The following is a 14442-nucleotide window of genomic DNA, read 5'->3' as shown; positions in this document are numbered from 1 at the left end:
TCGCGTGATGAGTTTTGCGGACGACCTCAGGGGGCTGAGGTCGTCCGTTTTACATTTCAGGGCTTTGGAAAGGGTTGGCACGCGTCGCATGACGCTAACTGTGTGCCCGCCATGTCGCCCAATCCTCGGGCGTATCAAGGTCCGTGGTGGCGCGATCACCCTTCAACGGGATCAGCGCAACATCACGGGCATGGGCCTTCAGGATCGACCGCGCCCCTTCGTCGCCTTGCAGCTTGCCAAGGTGCTTGAGGTATTTCGGCGCGAAAACAACGGGTTGTCCCGGAGTGCCGTCTTCGCCCGCCGCCTGGATGATCGGCGAGAGGCCCTGGTCGTGCAGGCTGAAAAGCAGATGCAAATCACTTGCCGTGATTTCGGGCATATCGGCCAAGGCGATCATGACGCTTTGGTTCTTCAATCCGCTGACGCCCGCCCGAAGGGAGGCGGCCATACCGTCGGTGCCCTCGGCTTCGACGATCTCAACGTCGATGCCGTCCAGCGCCGCGCGTCGGTTGGGTTGGTCCGGACCAAGGACGATCCGCGTCGGTCCAGCTTTCACGCAGCGCTTGGCCATGAGCCGGAGAAGCGGCTGATCGTCCACCGACTCCAGCAACTTGTCTGCGCCGCGCATACGGCTTGATGTGCCTGCGGCGAGCAGGACGATCAGGCCCCTCATCCGCGCATCCGCGCGTGCTCAAAGTCGAACAGCGGTTCCGTGACCAGGCGGGCCGGGCGCATGTGGCCCAGGATCTCGATCTCGACCTCCAGCCCGTCAACTGCGTGATCCCTGGGAACAAACCCGAGGGCCACGGATTTCTGGGCGGTGTGCGAATAGCCACCAGAGGTGCAGAAGCCCTGCACTTGGCCGTCGATCCAGATCGGCTCGTAGGCCACGACATCGGCGTCATCCGCGTCCACGATGAACGCGGCGAGGGTGCGTTTGGGCGCATTGGTTCGTTCTGCTTCCACGGCGGCGCACCCGATGAAGTCCACGTTCTTCTTCCAGGCGATGAAACGATCAAGCCCCGTCTCGGCGGGCGTATAGTCTGGCGAGAACTCTCGCATCCACGACCCGAAGAATTTATCCAGCCTGAGCGACATCATCGCCCGCATCCCGAAGGGCCGCATTCCCAGCGGCTCTCCGGCCTTCCACAGCACATCCCACAGCGCCCGTTGTTCCATCGCGTCGACATAGATCTCATAGCCCAGATCGCCGGTGTAGCTGACCCGCTGCACGAAGGCGGTGGCATATCCGATGCCAAGTTGGCGCGCGTCCATGAACTTCATGTCGCTCACGTCCTCGCGGACGACGGCCTGCAACACCTCCCGCGCGCGGGGGCCGGCGATCTGGAAGCCGGTGCGGCGATCCGAGACGTTATCGAGGGTCACGTCCCCACCCGCGTCGTCGGGCGGATTGGCCATGAACCAGCGCATATGGTAGTCCTGCGCGCCGTAGGATCCGGTCAGTTGGAAGTGCGTCTTTGACAGGCACGTGACCGTAAAGTCGCCGATGATCTTGCCTTTGGGCGACAGCATGGGTGTCAGCGACAGACGGCCCGGGTTGGGGATGCGGCCTGCCATGATCCGGTCCAACCACGCCCGCGCGCCGGGGCCTTGCACGTCGTATTTGCCGAAGTTCTGCACTTCGTTGATGCCCACCGCCTCGCGCACCGCGCGGACTTCGCGGGCGGTGGCGTCCCAAGCGTTCGAGCGGCGGAACGACGGTGTCTCGTAGCGGGGCTCGCCGGGTTCGGCGAAGTAATTCGGCACCTCCAGCCCGTATTGCTGGCCCCAGACCGCGCCCATCTGATCGAAGACGTCATACATCGGCGTCGTGCGGAAGGGGCGGGCGGCGGGAAGCTCTTCATTGGGGTAGACCACGGAAAACCGTGTCTGATAATTCTCCACCACCTTTGGCAACGTATAGGCTGGCGTGAGGATCCGCCCGAAGCGCGCCACGTCCATGGCCATCACGTCCCGCTCGGCTTCGCCCTCGATCATCCACTGGGCCAGCGACAGGCCGACGCCGCCGCCCTGGCTGAAGCCCGCCATCACGCCGCAGGCCGACCAGTAGTTGCGCAGGCCCGGCACGGGACCCACCAGGGGGTTGCCATCGGGCGCGAAGGTAAAGGGGCCGTGGATGACGGATTTGACGCCTGCGCGTTCCAGCACCGGGAAGCGGCGGAAAGCGAAAGCGATGGAGTCCTCGATCTTGTCGAAGTCATCGGGCAGCAATTCGTGGCCGAAGTCCCACGGGGTGCCGTCCACGGCCCAGGGGCGGCAGGTCTTCTCGTAGAAGCCGATGCACAGCCCGCGCCCTTCTTGCCGCAGATAGGATTCGCCCGCCGGGTCCATCACATGGGGGTGCTCTGTGTCGCGCTCGTAGATCTCGGGCGTGTCCTCGGTGACGAGGTACTGATGCTCCATCGGATGCAGGGGCAGGTAGCAGCCGGCCATCGCCGCCACTTCGCGTGCCCAGAGGCCCGCGGCGTTCACCAGATGCTCGGCGATGATCGTGCCCTTGTCGGTGACGATCTCCCACGATCCATCCACACGAGCGTTGGTCTGCAACACCTTGGTATGCAGGTGAATTTCCGTCCCGCCCATGCGCGCGGCCTTGGCATATGCATAGGTCGTTCCAGAAGGGTCAAGGTGGCCGTCGAGGGGGTCGTAGAGGCCCCCGAGGATGCCGTCGGTATTGGTGATTGGGGCCAGCTTGGCGATGTCATCAGGGCCGATAATCTCGGTCTCCAGCCCCATGAAACGGTGCTTGGCGCGCTCGGCTTTCAGCATATCGAGCCGCTCTGGCGTGTCCGCCAATGTCACGCCACCCACGTGGTGCAGGCCACAGGACATGCCGGTCAGCTCTTCCAATTCGCGGTAGAGGCGGATCGTGTAGCCTTGGAGGGCGGCCATATTGGTGTCGCCGTTGAGGGTGTGAAACCCGCCCGCCGCGTGCCAGGTGGACCCCGACGTCAACTCGGAGCGTTCCAGCAGCGTGACATCGGACCAGCCCAGTTTCGTCAGGTGATAGGCGACGGAACAGCCGACGACGCCGCCGCCGATGATACAGACACGGGTGTGGGATTTCATGGGCTGCCTCCTGTCGTGGTTTTTCCCATGTGAGGCCGGGGCGCGCCGGTGGGCAAGCCGGAAAGCGACATTCGGGCGTCGCGCCTGTGGCCGGTGTCGGAGCCTCCGGCGGGGATATTTGAAGAACGGGGAAGGGGCCGGGGCGTTAACGGGCGGCGAGAGCGTCTTGCAGCAGGGTCTCGACGGCCTTCGTGGGCACGTCGGCAGTGACGAAGGCGTCGCCGATCCCGCGGGCAAGGATGAAGCGAAGTTGGCCCGCGACGACCTTTTTGTCTTGCCCCATCAGGGACAGGAGCGCACGCGCGTCGGGGAGGTCTCCGGGGATATCGCTAAGGTCGCGCTTGGTTCCTATGGCGGCCAGATGGGCGCGCACACGGCTTGGGTCTTCCTGCGCGCAAAGGCCCAGGCGTGACGACAGCTCGAACGCCAGGGCGCAGCCGATGGCGACGCCTTCCCCGTGCAGCAAGCGGTCCGAGTAGCCGGTGGCGGCCTCCAACGCGTGGCAGAAGGTGTGGCCGAGGTTCAGGAGCGCGCGACAGCCTTGCTCGGTCTCGTCGCGCATGACGATGTCGGCTTTCATCTGGACCGATCGGCGCACGGCCTCTTGCCGGAGCGCGTCGTCGCCCGCCGCCATGGCGGGGCCGTTGACCTCCAGCCAGGCAAAGAAATCCGCATCGCCGAGCATCCCGTATTTGGCGACTTCGCCGTAACCCGCAAGGAAATCGCGCGGCTTGAGCGTGCCGAGGACATCGACATCGGCCAGCACGCGCGAGGGTTGGTGAAACGCACCGATCAGGTTCTTGCCCTGGGCCGCGTTGATGCCGGTCTTGCCGCCGACAGAACTGTCGACCTGGGCCAGAAGCGAGGTGGGGATCTGCACGAAACGAATGCCCCGGCGGTGGATCGCGGCGGCAAAGCCCACAAGATCACCGATCACGCCACCCCCAAATGCGACGACAATGTCAGCGCGTTCGACCCGTTCAGACAAGAGCCAATCGGCGACGCGTTGCAGGTGCGGCCAGGATTTCGTGGCCTCACCGGGCGGCAGGATCAAGACTTCGGACGCAATGTCGGCGGCGCCCAGACCCGCGCGCAAGGTCCCAAGGTGCAGGGTGGCGACGGTTTCCTCGGTCACGATCCAGACTTTGGGGCGGGCCAGAAGCGGGGCGATGCGCGCGCCCGCCATTGCCAGCAGGCCCGCGCCGATTTCGACATCATAAGCGCGGTCGCCAAGGTCGACATGGACGGTATCGATCGGGGAAGACGTCATCGGGCGGGGGCCTCTGATAGGGTACCATTCTGGCGCAAGACGTCCATCACCTGCGCGGCGGTGAGGTCGATCGACCATTCCGGTTTCACGGTGACTTTGGCGGGGGCGAGTGCGTAGGAAGGCGTGCGCTCCTCCAGCAGTTCGGCCAAGGTGGCGCGAGGGTCATCGGTGCGCAGAAGCGGGCGGTGGGTCTTGTGTTTCACCCGCGACCACAGCAGCGCCAGGTCGGCCTCCAGCCAGACCACGCTGGCGCGCGACAGAAGCATCTTGCGGTTTTCTTCTGACAACCACGCGCCGCCGCCGGTGGACAGGATGCAGGGCGGGCCGTCAAGAAGGCGCGCGATCACTTGCCCCTCTTTCTCGCGAAAGAACGGCTCGCCGTAGCGTTCGAAGATCTCGGCGATGGTAAGCCGCGCGGATTGCACGATTTCGGTGTCCGAGTCGCGCATCGGCACCCCAAGTGTGGTCGACAAAGCGCGGCCGATCGCCGTCTTTCCTGCGCCCATCATGCCAATCAGCACAACGCTTTTGGCCAGTCTGGACGACTCCTGTGGCGCGCTTTCGCCCATGGCTGAAAAAAATCCCCCGATCAGTGGCGAAATCTCGCCGTCCATGGCTTATATGAACTCTCAAGCGGCGGCAAACGCCGATGGTGTCGCGCGCGGGTGCGGGCGGACATTTTGCAAAGGAGCAGGGGGCGAGACGATGGGGCGGCTCATACTTTTGGTGCTGGTTTTGCTGCTCTTGGGCGCTGTGGCGCTGGTGGGCTATGCGTACTCCGGGTTTTTGCAGCCCGACGTGCAAACTGTGACGCAACCGGTTGATCTGGATGTGGACTAACGGCGTTACCCTTTGCGTGGTGGGCTGCCTGTTGGGCGGCGCGGCACTGGCGCAGGACATCGACACCAGCGGCTTGCCCCCCCTGGGCACACCCGATTGGCTGTCGGACACGGTCACGCGGCCCCATGCCAATATCGCCACCGATGCCTCTACGCCCGCGATCACGGTGTTGCCGCTGGACGCGATCCAGTTGGATGCGGTGGGGTTGCTGCCAGCCTCGATCACCGGGTTGCCGCCAGATCTTTGGGGCGCATCAGACACCCAAACCCTTGCCGCGCTGATGCGCGCGCAGCCGGTTCAGGGCCTGCCCGCGATGCAGAGTTTCACCCAGACCCTGGCGCTGGCCGAGTTGAATCCCCCCCAAGGCGCGCCGCCTGAAGGGTCTGACCTGTTCCTCGCGCGCCTGGACATGTTGCTGACGCGCGGCGCGCTTGATCCGGCGCAGGCGCTGATGGAGCGGGCAGGGCCCTCGGACCCCGCCATCTTCCGCCGGTGGTTCGATGTCTCGTTGCTGACCGACCGCGCCAACCGGGCCTGCGCCACGATGAACGCCAACCCCGATATCGCGCCAACGCTGCCCGCCCAGATCTTCTGCCTTGCGCGGGGCGGCGACTGGTCTGCCGCCGTGCTGCTTCTGGATACCGGAGAGGCCCTTGGCCAGATTACCGAGGGCGAAGGCGATCTGATCGCCCGCTTCCTGGACCCGGAATTGTTCGAGGGGGAACCGCCCCTGCCGCCCGACACGAACCTGACGGCGTTGGAATTTCAGATGCGCATGGCCATCGCGGAGCGGCCTGACGCCACCGGGCTGCCGCTGGCCTTCGTGCACGCGGACCTCAGCGTGCTGGCGGGCTGGCGCGCGCAATTGGACGCGGCCGAACGGCTGACCCGGTCCGGCGCCATCGCACCACAGCAATGGCTGGCGATCTACACGGCCCAGGCCCCCTCGGCGTCGGGGGCGGTATGGGATCGGGTTGAGGCGGTTCAGGCCTTTGACGCGGCCCTTTTGGCGGGCGATCCGGTCGAAACCAGCCGCCGTCTGGTGCCCGCCTGGGACGCCATGGCCGAGGCTGGATTGCAAGTCGCTTTCGCCGATATCTACGCGGATCGCCTTCTGCGCACGCCCCTGGTGGGCGATGCGGGCATTCTTGCGCGGCGCGTGGGCCTTTTGTCGCCGATCTACGAAGAGGTGGCCCAAACCGCTATCGCCCAGGACGAAGCCGAGCGTTTTGCTTTCGCCGTCGCCCGCGGCCTGGCCGTCGAGCATACGGGCAATGACCCGATCCACCGCGCCATTGCCGGTGCTTTCACCGATCCCCTTCCGGCCCATCGCTACAGCCCCTACGTGGCTGAGAACCGCCTTGGAGAGGCGCTTTTGCGGGCCGCCCAAGTGCTGGCGCGGGGAACCGGGGATGCCGATGATCTGACCGATGCGCTTGTCCTCTTCCGTTCGGTCGGGTTGGAGGACGTCGCCCGCCGCACTGCCCTGCAACTGTTGCTTCTGGAGCGCTAGGCCGTGAACGCGCCCGCCACCGATACCGACTGGATCGCGCTCTACCTCGATGCCGCCGCCGCCGAACAGGGCGCGGCGCGCAACACCTTGCTGGCCTATGGGCGCGACCTGCGGGACGCCATGGCGGCCCTGGCCAAGGGCGGCGGCTTTGCGGGGGCCGACCGCGCGGCGCTGGAGGGCTATATCGCAAGCCTGGAGGCGGAGGGGCTTGCGCCCGCGACCCGCGCCCGGCGGCTTTCGTCGTTGAAACAACTGTTCCGCTTCGCTCATGAAGAAGGCTGGCGTGCCGACAACCCGACGCTACAGATCACCGGGCCTGCGCGGGTGCGCAAACTGCCCGCCACGCTTTCCGTCGAAGAGGTCGACGCCCTGCTGGCAGCGGCTGCAACCCACGGGCGCAACCCGACCGAGCGTCTTCGCAACCATTGTCTGATGCAAATCCTTTATGCCACGGGCCTGCGGGTGACGGAGCTGGTCTCGCTCCCCGTCTCGGCGTTGCGCGGTGATCCGAACATGCTGCTCGTCCTCGGCAAAGGCGGGAAAGAGCGTATGGTGCCCCTGTCTCCGCCCGCGCGGGCCGCGATCATCGATTGGCTGGCGCATTTGGACAAGACCCAGGAAGAACCCCAAAGCCCCTTCGCTTTCCCCTCACGGGGCAAGTCCGGGCACCTCACGCGTGTGCGGTTCTTCACACTGATCAAGGAACTTTGCGTCACGGCAGGCATCGATCCGGCCCGCGTCACGCCCCACACGCTGCGCCACGCCTTCGCCACGCACCTCTTGCAGAACGGTGCTGATTTGCGCGCGATCCAGACGCTTCTGGGCCATGCCGATATCGCCACGACCGAGATCTATACCCACATCCTCGACGAGCGCCTGCGCCAACTGGTCCTCGATAAGCACCCCCTCGCGCGCTAGCGCTACGGGGGCCGTCCCTTTCATCTTGCCAGAAAAACTCAATCCCACGATCTGCGGCACGCACGCCGCCTTGAATGGACGCGCGTCCGGCCCCATAACCACCCCATGGAAAACGACACCCCCTTCTTCGATCCCGCCGCGCTGCAAGATCCCACCACCTGGATCATCGCCGGCGTGATCTTCCTTCTGCTTGTGTGCTCGGGCTTCTTCTCGGGCTCCGAGACGGCCCTGACGGCGGCGTCTCGCGGCAAGCTGCGCTCCATTGCCGACAAGGGCGAGTGGGGGGGCAAGGGCGCGGAACGCGCGCTGGAGTTGAAGGAGGACAACGAGCGTCTGATCGGCGGCATCCTTCTGGGCAACAACCTGGTGAACATTCTGGCGACCTCGCTGGCCACGGCGCTGTTCTCGACGCTGTTGGGAGAGGGGGCCATCGTGGCCGCGACCCTCGTGATGACCGCGCTGGTTCTGATCTTTGCAGAGGTGCTGCCCAAGACTTATGCGATCAACAACCCTGAGGTGTCGGCCGCGCGCATCGCGCGGCCCATCGGGTTCATCATCGGCCTCATGGCCCCCGTGGTCGCCATCGTCCGCCTGCTGGTGCGCGGCGTGCTGCGCCTTTTTGGCCTGCGCATCGACGCAGGCGCGAACATGCTGTCTGTCCATGAGGAAATCATGGGCGCCTTGACGATTGGCCACCAGGAGGGCTCGGTCGAGAAAGAGCAGCGGGACCGCCTTCTGGGCGCGCTCGATCTGCATGAGCGTACGGTGGAAGAGATCATGCTCCACCGCTCGGGCATCGAGATGATCGATGCGGACGCCGACCCCGAGGAAATCCTTAGCCAGGCCCTGCAATCGCCCCACACACGCCTGCCGGTGTTTCGCGAGGATTCCGAGAACATCGTGGGCGTTGTCCACGCCAAGGACCTGTTGCGCGCCATCGATCGCCTGACGCGCGGCGACAATGCGCCGGGGCTGGCCGGGTTCGACATCGCCGATGTGGCGATGGAGCCGTACTTTGTGCCCGAAACCACCACTCTCGACGATCAGATGCGCCAGTTCCTGCGCCGCCACACGCATTTTGCGCTGGTCGTGGATGAATACGGCGCCCTTGGCGGGTTGATCACGCTGGAGGATATCCTGGAAGAGATCGTGGGCGAGATCACCGATGAATTCGACACGCCCGATGCGCCTGTCCTGAGGACCGATGCGGCGGGGAATTACACCATCGACGGGGCCATGACGATCCGCGATCTCAACCGCGCCACGGACTGGACCCTGCCCGATGACGAGGCCAATACGGTCGCGGGCCTGGTGATCCACGAGGCCCAGACGATCCCGCTGCCGGGGCAATGTTTTGCCTTCCACGGGTTCCGGTTTGAAGTGGCGGAGCGGGAGCAGAACCGCCTGACGAAACTGAAGATCCGGCGGCTGTGATGCAGGCTGCTCAAGCTTGAGCAGGGGGTTAAGTGACTGAAATATAGTGATAAAAGTGTTAACGGGTGTGTGCGCGGTGATGCGAGGGCCCATGCACTGACCAAGGAGCCGACATGCACAAACTCCAATCGCAAGGCCTGCACCACATCACGATGGTGGGGGCGGACCGTCAGACCTCGATTGATTTCTGGGAGGGGGTTCTGGGGATGCCGTTCATCTTCGAGCAGCCCAATCTGGACGACCCTGACCAGGGGCACCTCTACTTCGATCCCGGCGACGGGCGGTTGATTACCATCTTCACCAACGAGGCGCGCAAACCCACGGGCGAGGCGGCGGCACAAGAGGTGGGGCAGATGCACCACGTGGCGTTTTCGGTCAGCCAGTCGATGTACAGCCAGTTGGTCGAACGCCTCGACGCGCGGGGGATCGCGCATTCTGGCGAGAAGGACCGGGGGTTCATGAACTCGATCTATTTCCGTGACCCGTGCGGCATGCTGATCGAGCTGGCCTCCTACCGCTTCGAGCCGCCTGCGGGACACACCCACGCGGATGTGCTGATGGCGGCCCACAAGGTGCGGGTGGCGGCAGGGGACGAGGCGATTGTGGACAAGCACCTGGCGATTGCGATTGAGGAGTTGAGTGGGAGGCGGGCGAGTTTGAGTGGGTGAGACGGGTGCAGCGAATGGCAGGTTTCAGGCCGAAATGAGCAAAGTCTGCGATGCAGCTAATGTCAGCTAAGGCGATTTTCTGCGAGGGCCTGGCTCAGGCAAACGGGAAGTCCGGAGCCTGTGGAGTACCTTTCAGGCACTTGAAGTTAGCCACCAAATAAGGATAGAGCGCGCGTCCACCGCATGAGGGCAGCGCTATGGACGAAAAGATACCGTCGCCCGTGATAGGCGTCATCGGCGAGATTTTCAGTGACAACTATACGCACGCGGATATTGACCGCTTATTCGCCTATGCCGATGCGCCGGAAGAAAATCCCGGCGGAAATAAAGTACAAAAAACCGTCGATTGGCTGCGCCTCATTAACAAGCAAAGTCCGTCACCGATAAAAGTACTTGGCCCACTTTTAGAGGATATTCTCGAGAATCCGGGTTGGGACCCTTCGAGCGGCGCTAACTGGATGCGTGTTGAAGTGCCTGAATGGTCAGTTATCTTGAAGCAGCGACAGGAGCGCATACGGAAAATTCTGTCGCGTTGCGGGCTGAGCTATTCCGATGGAGGACATATCGGAACCGCAAGCGCCACGCCTACTGCATCATTGGATGAATTGGTTTCGCAGCGCGGTCTTTCTGCCGTCGAAGTCGAAATGAAACGGGCCTTGAAACAAGTCGAAGACGATCCGAATGCAGCGGCGCAGTATGCGGGCAATGTGCTTGAAGCCACGTTCAAGGCGTACCTCAACAAAAAGACAATCGCGTACAATGAGAACGGAGACACACTCAACGATTTGTGGCGCATTACCCGCGATGATCTTGGAATCAATCCAAAGGACTTAGAGGCAAAAGACTTAAAGAAAATCGCCTCTGGGCTTGGGAGCATCGTGGACGGGACAATGTATCTTAGAAACAAGCGCAGTGGCGCTCACGGTCGCACCGAGGCAGAGCACATGGCGGCCGCTATACGTCCGCGACACGCTCGGCTTGTCATTCACTCCGCACACACTCTAGCAGCGTATGTTTTGGAGTGTTCGGAGAGCGTCTAGAATGCAAAAGTGTCGAAGCGGATGTTTGCGTCAAGATGGCAAACGGCGGCTTTGTCCGCAGAACAGACACTATTGTGTCTGTCGCCGTCAGACTATGGCACCCTTGCCAAATCTATGATTTGGCAGCGCCCGAACCGCCCCCACGGGGCGGGCGCTTCTCGCCCACCCCTCGGTTCGGGCGCGGTGTGCGCGACAATTACGAACGACAAAGCTGTCCCGGCAAACGAAACCTGACGCAATCTTGCCCCTCGTCTAGTCCTTCCCGCGATAGGGGTCGACGTATTGCAGGGCCATATCCCAGGGGAAGAAGATCCACGTATCCTGTGACACCCCGGTGATGAAGGTGTCGACCATCGGCTCGCCCTCGGGTTTGGCGTAGACGGTGGCGAAGTGGGCTTTGGGGTAGAGGGAGCGGACGAGTTCCAGCGTTTTGCCCGAATCCACCAGGTCATCGACGATCAGCACGCCTTCGCCGTCGCCCATGACGTCGGCGTCGGGGGATTTCAGCACGCGGGCCTCGCGCCGTTGGTCGGCCTTGCCGCCGCCGGAGTGATAGGAGACGACGGAAATCGTGTCGACGGTGCGGATGTCCAACTCGCGCGCGACGATCATCGCGGGCGCCATGCCGCCGCGGGTGATCGCGACCACGGCGCGCCAGGCGCCATCGTCGGGGCCCTTGTTGTCGAGCCGCCACGCCAGCGCGCGGCTGTCGCGGTGGATCTGGTCCCAGGAGATGTGGAAGCCCTTTTCGTGGGGAAGCTGTGTGGTCATGGCTTAGTCGCCCTTCTTCTCAAGGCTCATATCAGGGGCTTCGGGGTTTTTCATGCCGATCACATGGTAGCCCGCGTCGACGTGGTGCACCTCGCCGGTGACGGCGGAGCCCAGGTCCGAGAGCAGGTAGAGCGCGGATTTGCCGACCTCGTCCTGGGTGACGGTGCGGCGGAGCGGCGAGTTGTTCTCGTTCCACTTCAGGATGTAGCGGAAGTCACCGATGCCAGAGGCCGCCAGCGTCTTGATCGTGCCCGCGCTGATCGCATTGACGCGGATGCCGTCGCGGCCCAGATCCTCGGCCAGATACATCACGGAGGCCTCCAGCGCCGCCTTTGCCACGCCCATGACATTGTAGTGCGGCATGACCTTTTCGGCACCGTAATACGTCAGCGTCAGCAGGCTGCCGCCGTTGTTCATCATCTTTTCCGCGCGCTGGCACACGGCGGTGAAGGAATAGACCGAGATGTTCATCGTCATCTCGAAATTCGCGGGCGAGGTTTCGACGTAGCGGCCGCGCAGCTCATTCTTGTCGGAAAAGCCGATGGCATGGACGACGAAATCCAGATTGCCCCACTCGGCCTCCAGCTTTTCGAACAGCGCGTCCAGCGAGGCCTCGTCGCCCACGTCGCAGGGGATCACCAGCGACGATCCCAATTGCTCGGCCAAGGGTCCCACGCGCTTCAGGAGCGCGTCGCCCTGATACGAGAATGCCAGTTCGGCCCCTTCCGCAGCGACCGCCTTTGCGATCCCCCATGCGATGGATTTATCGTTGGCGAGGCCCATAATCAGTCCGCGCTTGCCGTCCATCATACCCATCGTCGTGTTCCATTCGCTAATTCGTGATTGCTTCTCTCGTAGGCCATCCCCCCAAGGGCTTCAAGAAGAAGCCCGTTGTTATGGGGAACGGCTTCAAGAAGAAGCCCGGTCTTCGAAGGGGGTGGCTTCAAGAAGAAGCCAGCCCTTGCCGGAAGGGGCGATGCCCGCTAGCTCAGGTGCAACAGCGACCCGGAGGCAGGAAATGAGCGAGAGATCAGGGATTTTTGCAGGCGACGACCCCTTCGCCTTGGCGCAGACATGGTTGGCCGAGGCCGAGACCTCGGAACTTAACGACCCCAACGCCATCGCCTTGTCGACGGTGGATGCGGAGGGATTGCCGAACGCGCGCATGGTGCTGCTCAAGGAGATCGAGTGCCACGGCGACGGGCAGGGCGGGTTCGTGTTCTACACGAACTATGGCTCGGCCAAGGGACAAGAGATCGCGGCCACCGGAAAGGCGGCCTTCGTGATGCACTGGAAGAGCCTGCGCCGTCAAATCCGCGTGAGGGGGATCACCGAAAAGGAAGAGGGGCCGCAAGCCGATGCCTACTATGCCTCCCGGTCCCTCAAGAGCCGGTTGGGGGCCTGGGCGTCCGACCAGTCGAAACCGCTGAGCTCGCGGACATCGCTGATGGCGGATGTGGCGCGGATCACGGCCGAGAAAGGGCCCAACCCACCGCGCCCCGAATTTTGGGGCGGAATCCGCATCACGCCGGTCGAAATCGAGTTCTGGGCCGACGGCGCGTTTCGCCTGCATGACCGGTTCCGTTGGCGTCGGGAAGGGGCGCAAGGGGCATGGGACGTTCAGCGCCTGAACCCGTAGCTTACGTGAACGTTACCTGACTTTAGTGTTGCCGATATGCAATTTCGCGTAACGTGAAATTGCAAGTAACTGAAATCGCGTAACTCTTTCACCTTGTATAAGAGTGTAACCTTGCCACCATTAATCATGGTTAACGAGGCGGGAGATAGCTGGGTGGGACGCGCGGAATCAGGCGCCGTTGGGCCGACTGTTGCAGGTCAGGTCAAGTGGTTCGACACGACAAAGGGCTTCGGGTTCGTGCTCTCAGATGAGGGCGGTCCGGACATCCTTTTGCACGCCAATGTCCTGCGCAGTTTCGGCCGCGGATCGATCGCCGAGGGCGCCCGCGTGATGTTGCGCACCCAAGAGACCGGGCGCGGCCTTCAGGCGACCGAGGTGATCGCCATCGAGGCGGTCCTTGGAGAGACGCAGGACCAGGAGCGCCCCATCCCGGACCTGCCCGACGCGACCGACGTGCCCCTTGTCGCTGCCCGCGTGAAGTGGTTTGACAAGGCCAAGGGCTTTGGCTTCGCGAATGTCTTCGGAAGATCCGAAGACGTGTTCGTCCATGTCGAGGTTCTGCGCCGCGCGGGCTTCACGGAATTGCAGCCGGGCGAGGCGGTGGCGATCAAGGTCGTCGATGGTCCGCGCGGCAAAATGGCCGCGGATGTGCGGACCTGGGATACGATATAGGCGCGGGCTCCTGTTCCACGGGGCTGTTGTGCCTCAACTGGAACAAGAGAGGTCTCGGCCGATGCAACGCACTCTGGTTATTGTACTGGCTTTGGCGCTCGGCGCATTGGTCGCCGCGCCCGCCTCGGCGCGGTGCGCGCCGGATCGGGTGGAGTTGCGGGGCGATTGGGGCACGGTGCGGTTCCGGGTCGAGATCGCCGACGACGTGCGCGAGCGCGCCCAGGGCTTGATGCATGTAGAAGAGATGGCGCGCCTTGCGGGCATGTTGTTCATCTACGAGCGGCCCCAGCGGGTCAGCTTCTGGATGGAGAATACGCTGATCCCGCTGGATATGATCTTTGCCGATCAAAATGGCCTTGTGCTGAATGTCCATTCCAATGCGGTGCCGCTTGATCGCACCCCCATTCCCGGCGGCAGCGACGAGATTGTCTATGTGTTGGAGATCAACGGCGGCATGGCCGAGGATCTGGGGATCGAGGCTGGCAGCGAAATGCGCCACCCCTCCGTGCCGCAAGAGACGGCCCTTTGGCCTTGCGACGACTGAGGCGATCAGGAGGGGGTTGCGCACCCCGCCTGTCTGTCGCTAA

15 protein-coding genes are annotated in these 14442 nt (G+C 63.5%); 9 read left to right on the top strand and 6 right to left on the bottom strand.

The annotated features are described in order from the left end of the window. Positions 1 to 94: 94 nt before the first annotated feature. From KUL25_RS06150 to KUL25_RS06135, 4 genes are all read right to left on the bottom strand, one after another. Positions 95 to 673 (bottom strand): nucleotidyltransferase family protein, encoded by a 579-nt coding sequence (locus KUL25_RS06150; RefSeq protein WP_257892134.1) that lies wholly within the window; start codon positions 671 to 673, stop codon positions 95 to 97. Next, the gene (locus KUL25_RS06145; protein ID WP_257892133.1) at positions 670 to 3090 is read right to left on the bottom strand and encodes a GcvT family protein; all 2421 of its coding nucleotides are present in this window, start codon (positions 3088 to 3090) and stop codon (positions 670 to 672) included. Before KUL25_RS06145 ends, KUL25_RS06150 begins: the two co-directional genes overlap by 4 nt. A 145-nt stretch (positions 3091 to 3235) precedes the next feature. Then, positions 3236 to 4360, bottom strand: coding sequence for a 3-dehydroquinate synthase (gene aroB / locus KUL25_RS06140; RefSeq protein WP_257892132.1), 1125 nt, complete (start codon positions 4358 to 4360; stop codon positions 3236 to 3238). After that, positions 4357 to 4929, bottom strand: a complete 573-nt coding sequence (locus KUL25_RS06135; RefSeq protein WP_257894823.1) for a shikimate kinase — start codon at positions 4927 to 4929, stop codon at positions 4357 to 4359. Before KUL25_RS06135 ends, aroB begins: the two co-directional genes overlap by 4 nt. A gap of 136 nt (positions 4930 to 5065) precedes the next feature. On the opposite strand from KUL25_RS06135, the gene KUL25_RS06130 reads away from it, so the two are divergent. The 6 genes from KUL25_RS06130 (at position 5066) to KUL25_RS06105 (ending at position 10773) form a co-directional block, all read left to right on the top strand. Next, a complete protein-coding gene (locus KUL25_RS06130; RefSeq protein WP_255359624.1) occupies positions 5066 to 5200 on the top strand; it encodes a hypothetical protein in 135 nt (44 codons plus the stop codon). Beyond that, positions 5190 to 6713, top strand: coding sequence for a hypothetical protein (locus KUL25_RS06125; protein WP_257892131.1), 1524 nt, complete (start codon positions 5190 to 5192; stop codon positions 6711 to 6713). Before KUL25_RS06130 ends, KUL25_RS06125 begins: the two co-directional genes overlap by 11 nt. Before the next feature lie 3 nt (positions 6714 to 6716). Beyond that, on the top strand, positions 6717 to 7631 hold the full coding sequence (locus tag KUL25_RS06120; RefSeq protein WP_257892130.1) for a tyrosine recombinase: 915 nt from the start codon (positions 6717 to 6719) through the stop codon (positions 7629 to 7631). A gap of 105 nt (positions 7632 to 7736) precedes the next feature. Next, positions 7737 to 9065 carry an HlyC/CorC family transporter gene (locus KUL25_RS06115; protein ID WP_257892129.1) on the top strand — a complete coding sequence of 443 codons (1329 nt, stop codon included), beginning with the start codon at positions 7737 to 7739 and terminating at the stop codon, positions 9063 to 9065. A 113-nt stretch (positions 9066 to 9178) separates the two neighbouring features. Further along, on the top strand, positions 9179 to 9733 hold the full coding sequence (locus KUL25_RS06110) for a VOC family protein (protein WP_257892128.1): 555 nt from the start codon (positions 9179 to 9181) through the stop codon (positions 9731 to 9733). Positions 9734 to 9930: 197 nt separating this feature from the next. Further along, complete coding sequence (locus KUL25_RS06105; RefSeq protein WP_257892127.1) at positions 9931 to 10773, top strand: abortive infection family protein; 843 nt, start codon at positions 9931 to 9933, stop codon at positions 10771 to 10773. A gap of 252 nt (positions 10774 to 11025) precedes the next feature. Here KUL25_RS06105 and gpt read toward each other — a convergent pair whose 3' ends face one another. Beyond that, a complete protein-coding gene (gpt, locus tag KUL25_RS06100; protein WP_068360548.1) occupies positions 11026 to 11544 on the bottom strand; it encodes a xanthine phosphoribosyltransferase in 519 nt (172 codons plus the stop codon). Positions 11545 to 11547: 3 nt separating this feature from the next. Then, positions 11548 to 12360, bottom strand: a complete 813-nt coding sequence (fabI, locus tag KUL25_RS06095) for an enoyl-ACP reductase FabI (RefSeq protein ID WP_257892126.1) — start codon at positions 12358 to 12360, stop codon at positions 11548 to 11550. Positions 12361 to 12562: 202 nt separating this feature from the next. Here fabI and pdxH point away from each other — a divergent pair, with 202 nt between their 5' ends. From pdxH to KUL25_RS06080, 3 genes are all read left to right on the top strand, one after another. Further along, positions 12563 to 13183, top strand: coding sequence for a pyridoxamine 5'-phosphate oxidase (gene pdxH, locus KUL25_RS06090; RefSeq protein WP_257892125.1), 621 nt, complete (start codon positions 12563 to 12565; stop codon positions 13181 to 13183). Positions 13184 to 13309: 126 nt separating this feature from the next. Then, complete coding sequence (locus tag KUL25_RS06085) at positions 13310 to 13855, top strand: cold-shock protein (protein ID WP_257892124.1); 546 nt, start codon at positions 13310 to 13312, stop codon at positions 13853 to 13855. A gap of 61 nt (positions 13856 to 13916) precedes the next feature. Further along, the gene (locus KUL25_RS06080; RefSeq protein ID WP_257892123.1) at positions 13917 to 14399 is read left to right on the top strand and encodes a DUF192 domain-containing protein; all 483 of its coding nucleotides are present in this window, start codon (positions 13917 to 13919) and stop codon (positions 14397 to 14399) included. Positions 14400 to 14442 lie beyond the last annotated feature (43 nt).

It is taken from the genome of Gymnodinialimonas phycosphaerae, from assembly GCF_019195455.1.
In the GTDB taxonomy this organism is placed as follows: Bacteria; Pseudomonadota; Alphaproteobacteria; order Rhodobacterales; family Rhodobacteraceae; genus Gymnodinialimonas; species Gymnodinialimonas phycosphaerae.
The sequence above is the reverse complement of the archived record's forward strand: the minus strand, read 5'-3'. Positions and strand labels throughout refer to the sequence as shown.

Coding starts and splice junctions, on each gene's coding strand:
- KUL25_RS06125 (WP_257892131.1), top strand. CDS start 5,190: ATGTGGACTAACGGCGTTACCCTTTGCGTGGTGGGCTGCCTGTTGGGC.
- KUL25_RS06130 (WP_255359624.1), top strand. CDS start 5,066: ATGGGGCGGCTCATACTTTTGGTGCTGGTTTTGCTGCTCTTGGGCGCT.
- KUL25_RS06145 (WP_257892133.1), bottom strand. CDS start 3,090: ATGAAATCCCACACCCGTGTCTGTATCATCGGCGGCGGCGTCGTCGGC.
- KUL25_RS06135 (WP_257894823.1), bottom strand. CDS start 4,929: ATGGGCGAAAGCGCGCCACAGGAGTCGTCCAGACTGGCCAAAAGCGTT.
- gpt (WP_068360548.1), bottom strand. CDS start 11,544: ATGACCACACAGCTTCCCCACGAAAAGGGCTTCCACATCTCCTGGGAC.
- KUL25_RS06115 (WP_257892129.1), top strand. CDS start 7,737: ATGGAAAACGACACCCCCTTCTTCGATCCCGCCGCGCTGCAAGATCCC.
- pdxH (WP_257892125.1), top strand. CDS start 12,563: ATGAGCGAGAGATCAGGGATTTTTGCAGGCGACGACCCCTTCGCCTTG.
- fabI (WP_257892126.1), bottom strand. CDS start 12,360: ATGGGTATGATGGACGGCAAGCGCGGACTGATTATGGGCCTCGCCAAC.
- KUL25_RS06080 (WP_257892123.1), top strand. CDS start 13,917: ATGCAACGCACTCTGGTTATTGTACTGGCTTTGGCGCTCGGCGCATTG.
- KUL25_RS06085 (WP_257892124.1), top strand. CDS start 13,310: ATGGTTAACGAGGCGGGAGATAGCTGGGTGGGACGCGCGGAATCAGGC.
- KUL25_RS06105 (WP_257892127.1), top strand. CDS start 9,931: ATGGACGAAAAGATACCGTCGCCCGTGATAGGCGTCATCGGCGAGATT.
- aroB (WP_257892132.1), bottom strand. CDS start 4,360: ATGACGTCTTCCCCGATCGATACCGTCCATGTCGACCTTGGCGACCGC.
- KUL25_RS06150 (WP_257892134.1), bottom strand. CDS start 673: ATGAGGGGCCTGATCGTCCTGCTCGCCGCAGGCACATCAAGCCGTATG.
- KUL25_RS06110 (WP_257892128.1), top strand. CDS start 9,179: ATGCACAAACTCCAATCGCAAGGCCTGCACCACATCACGATGGTGGGG.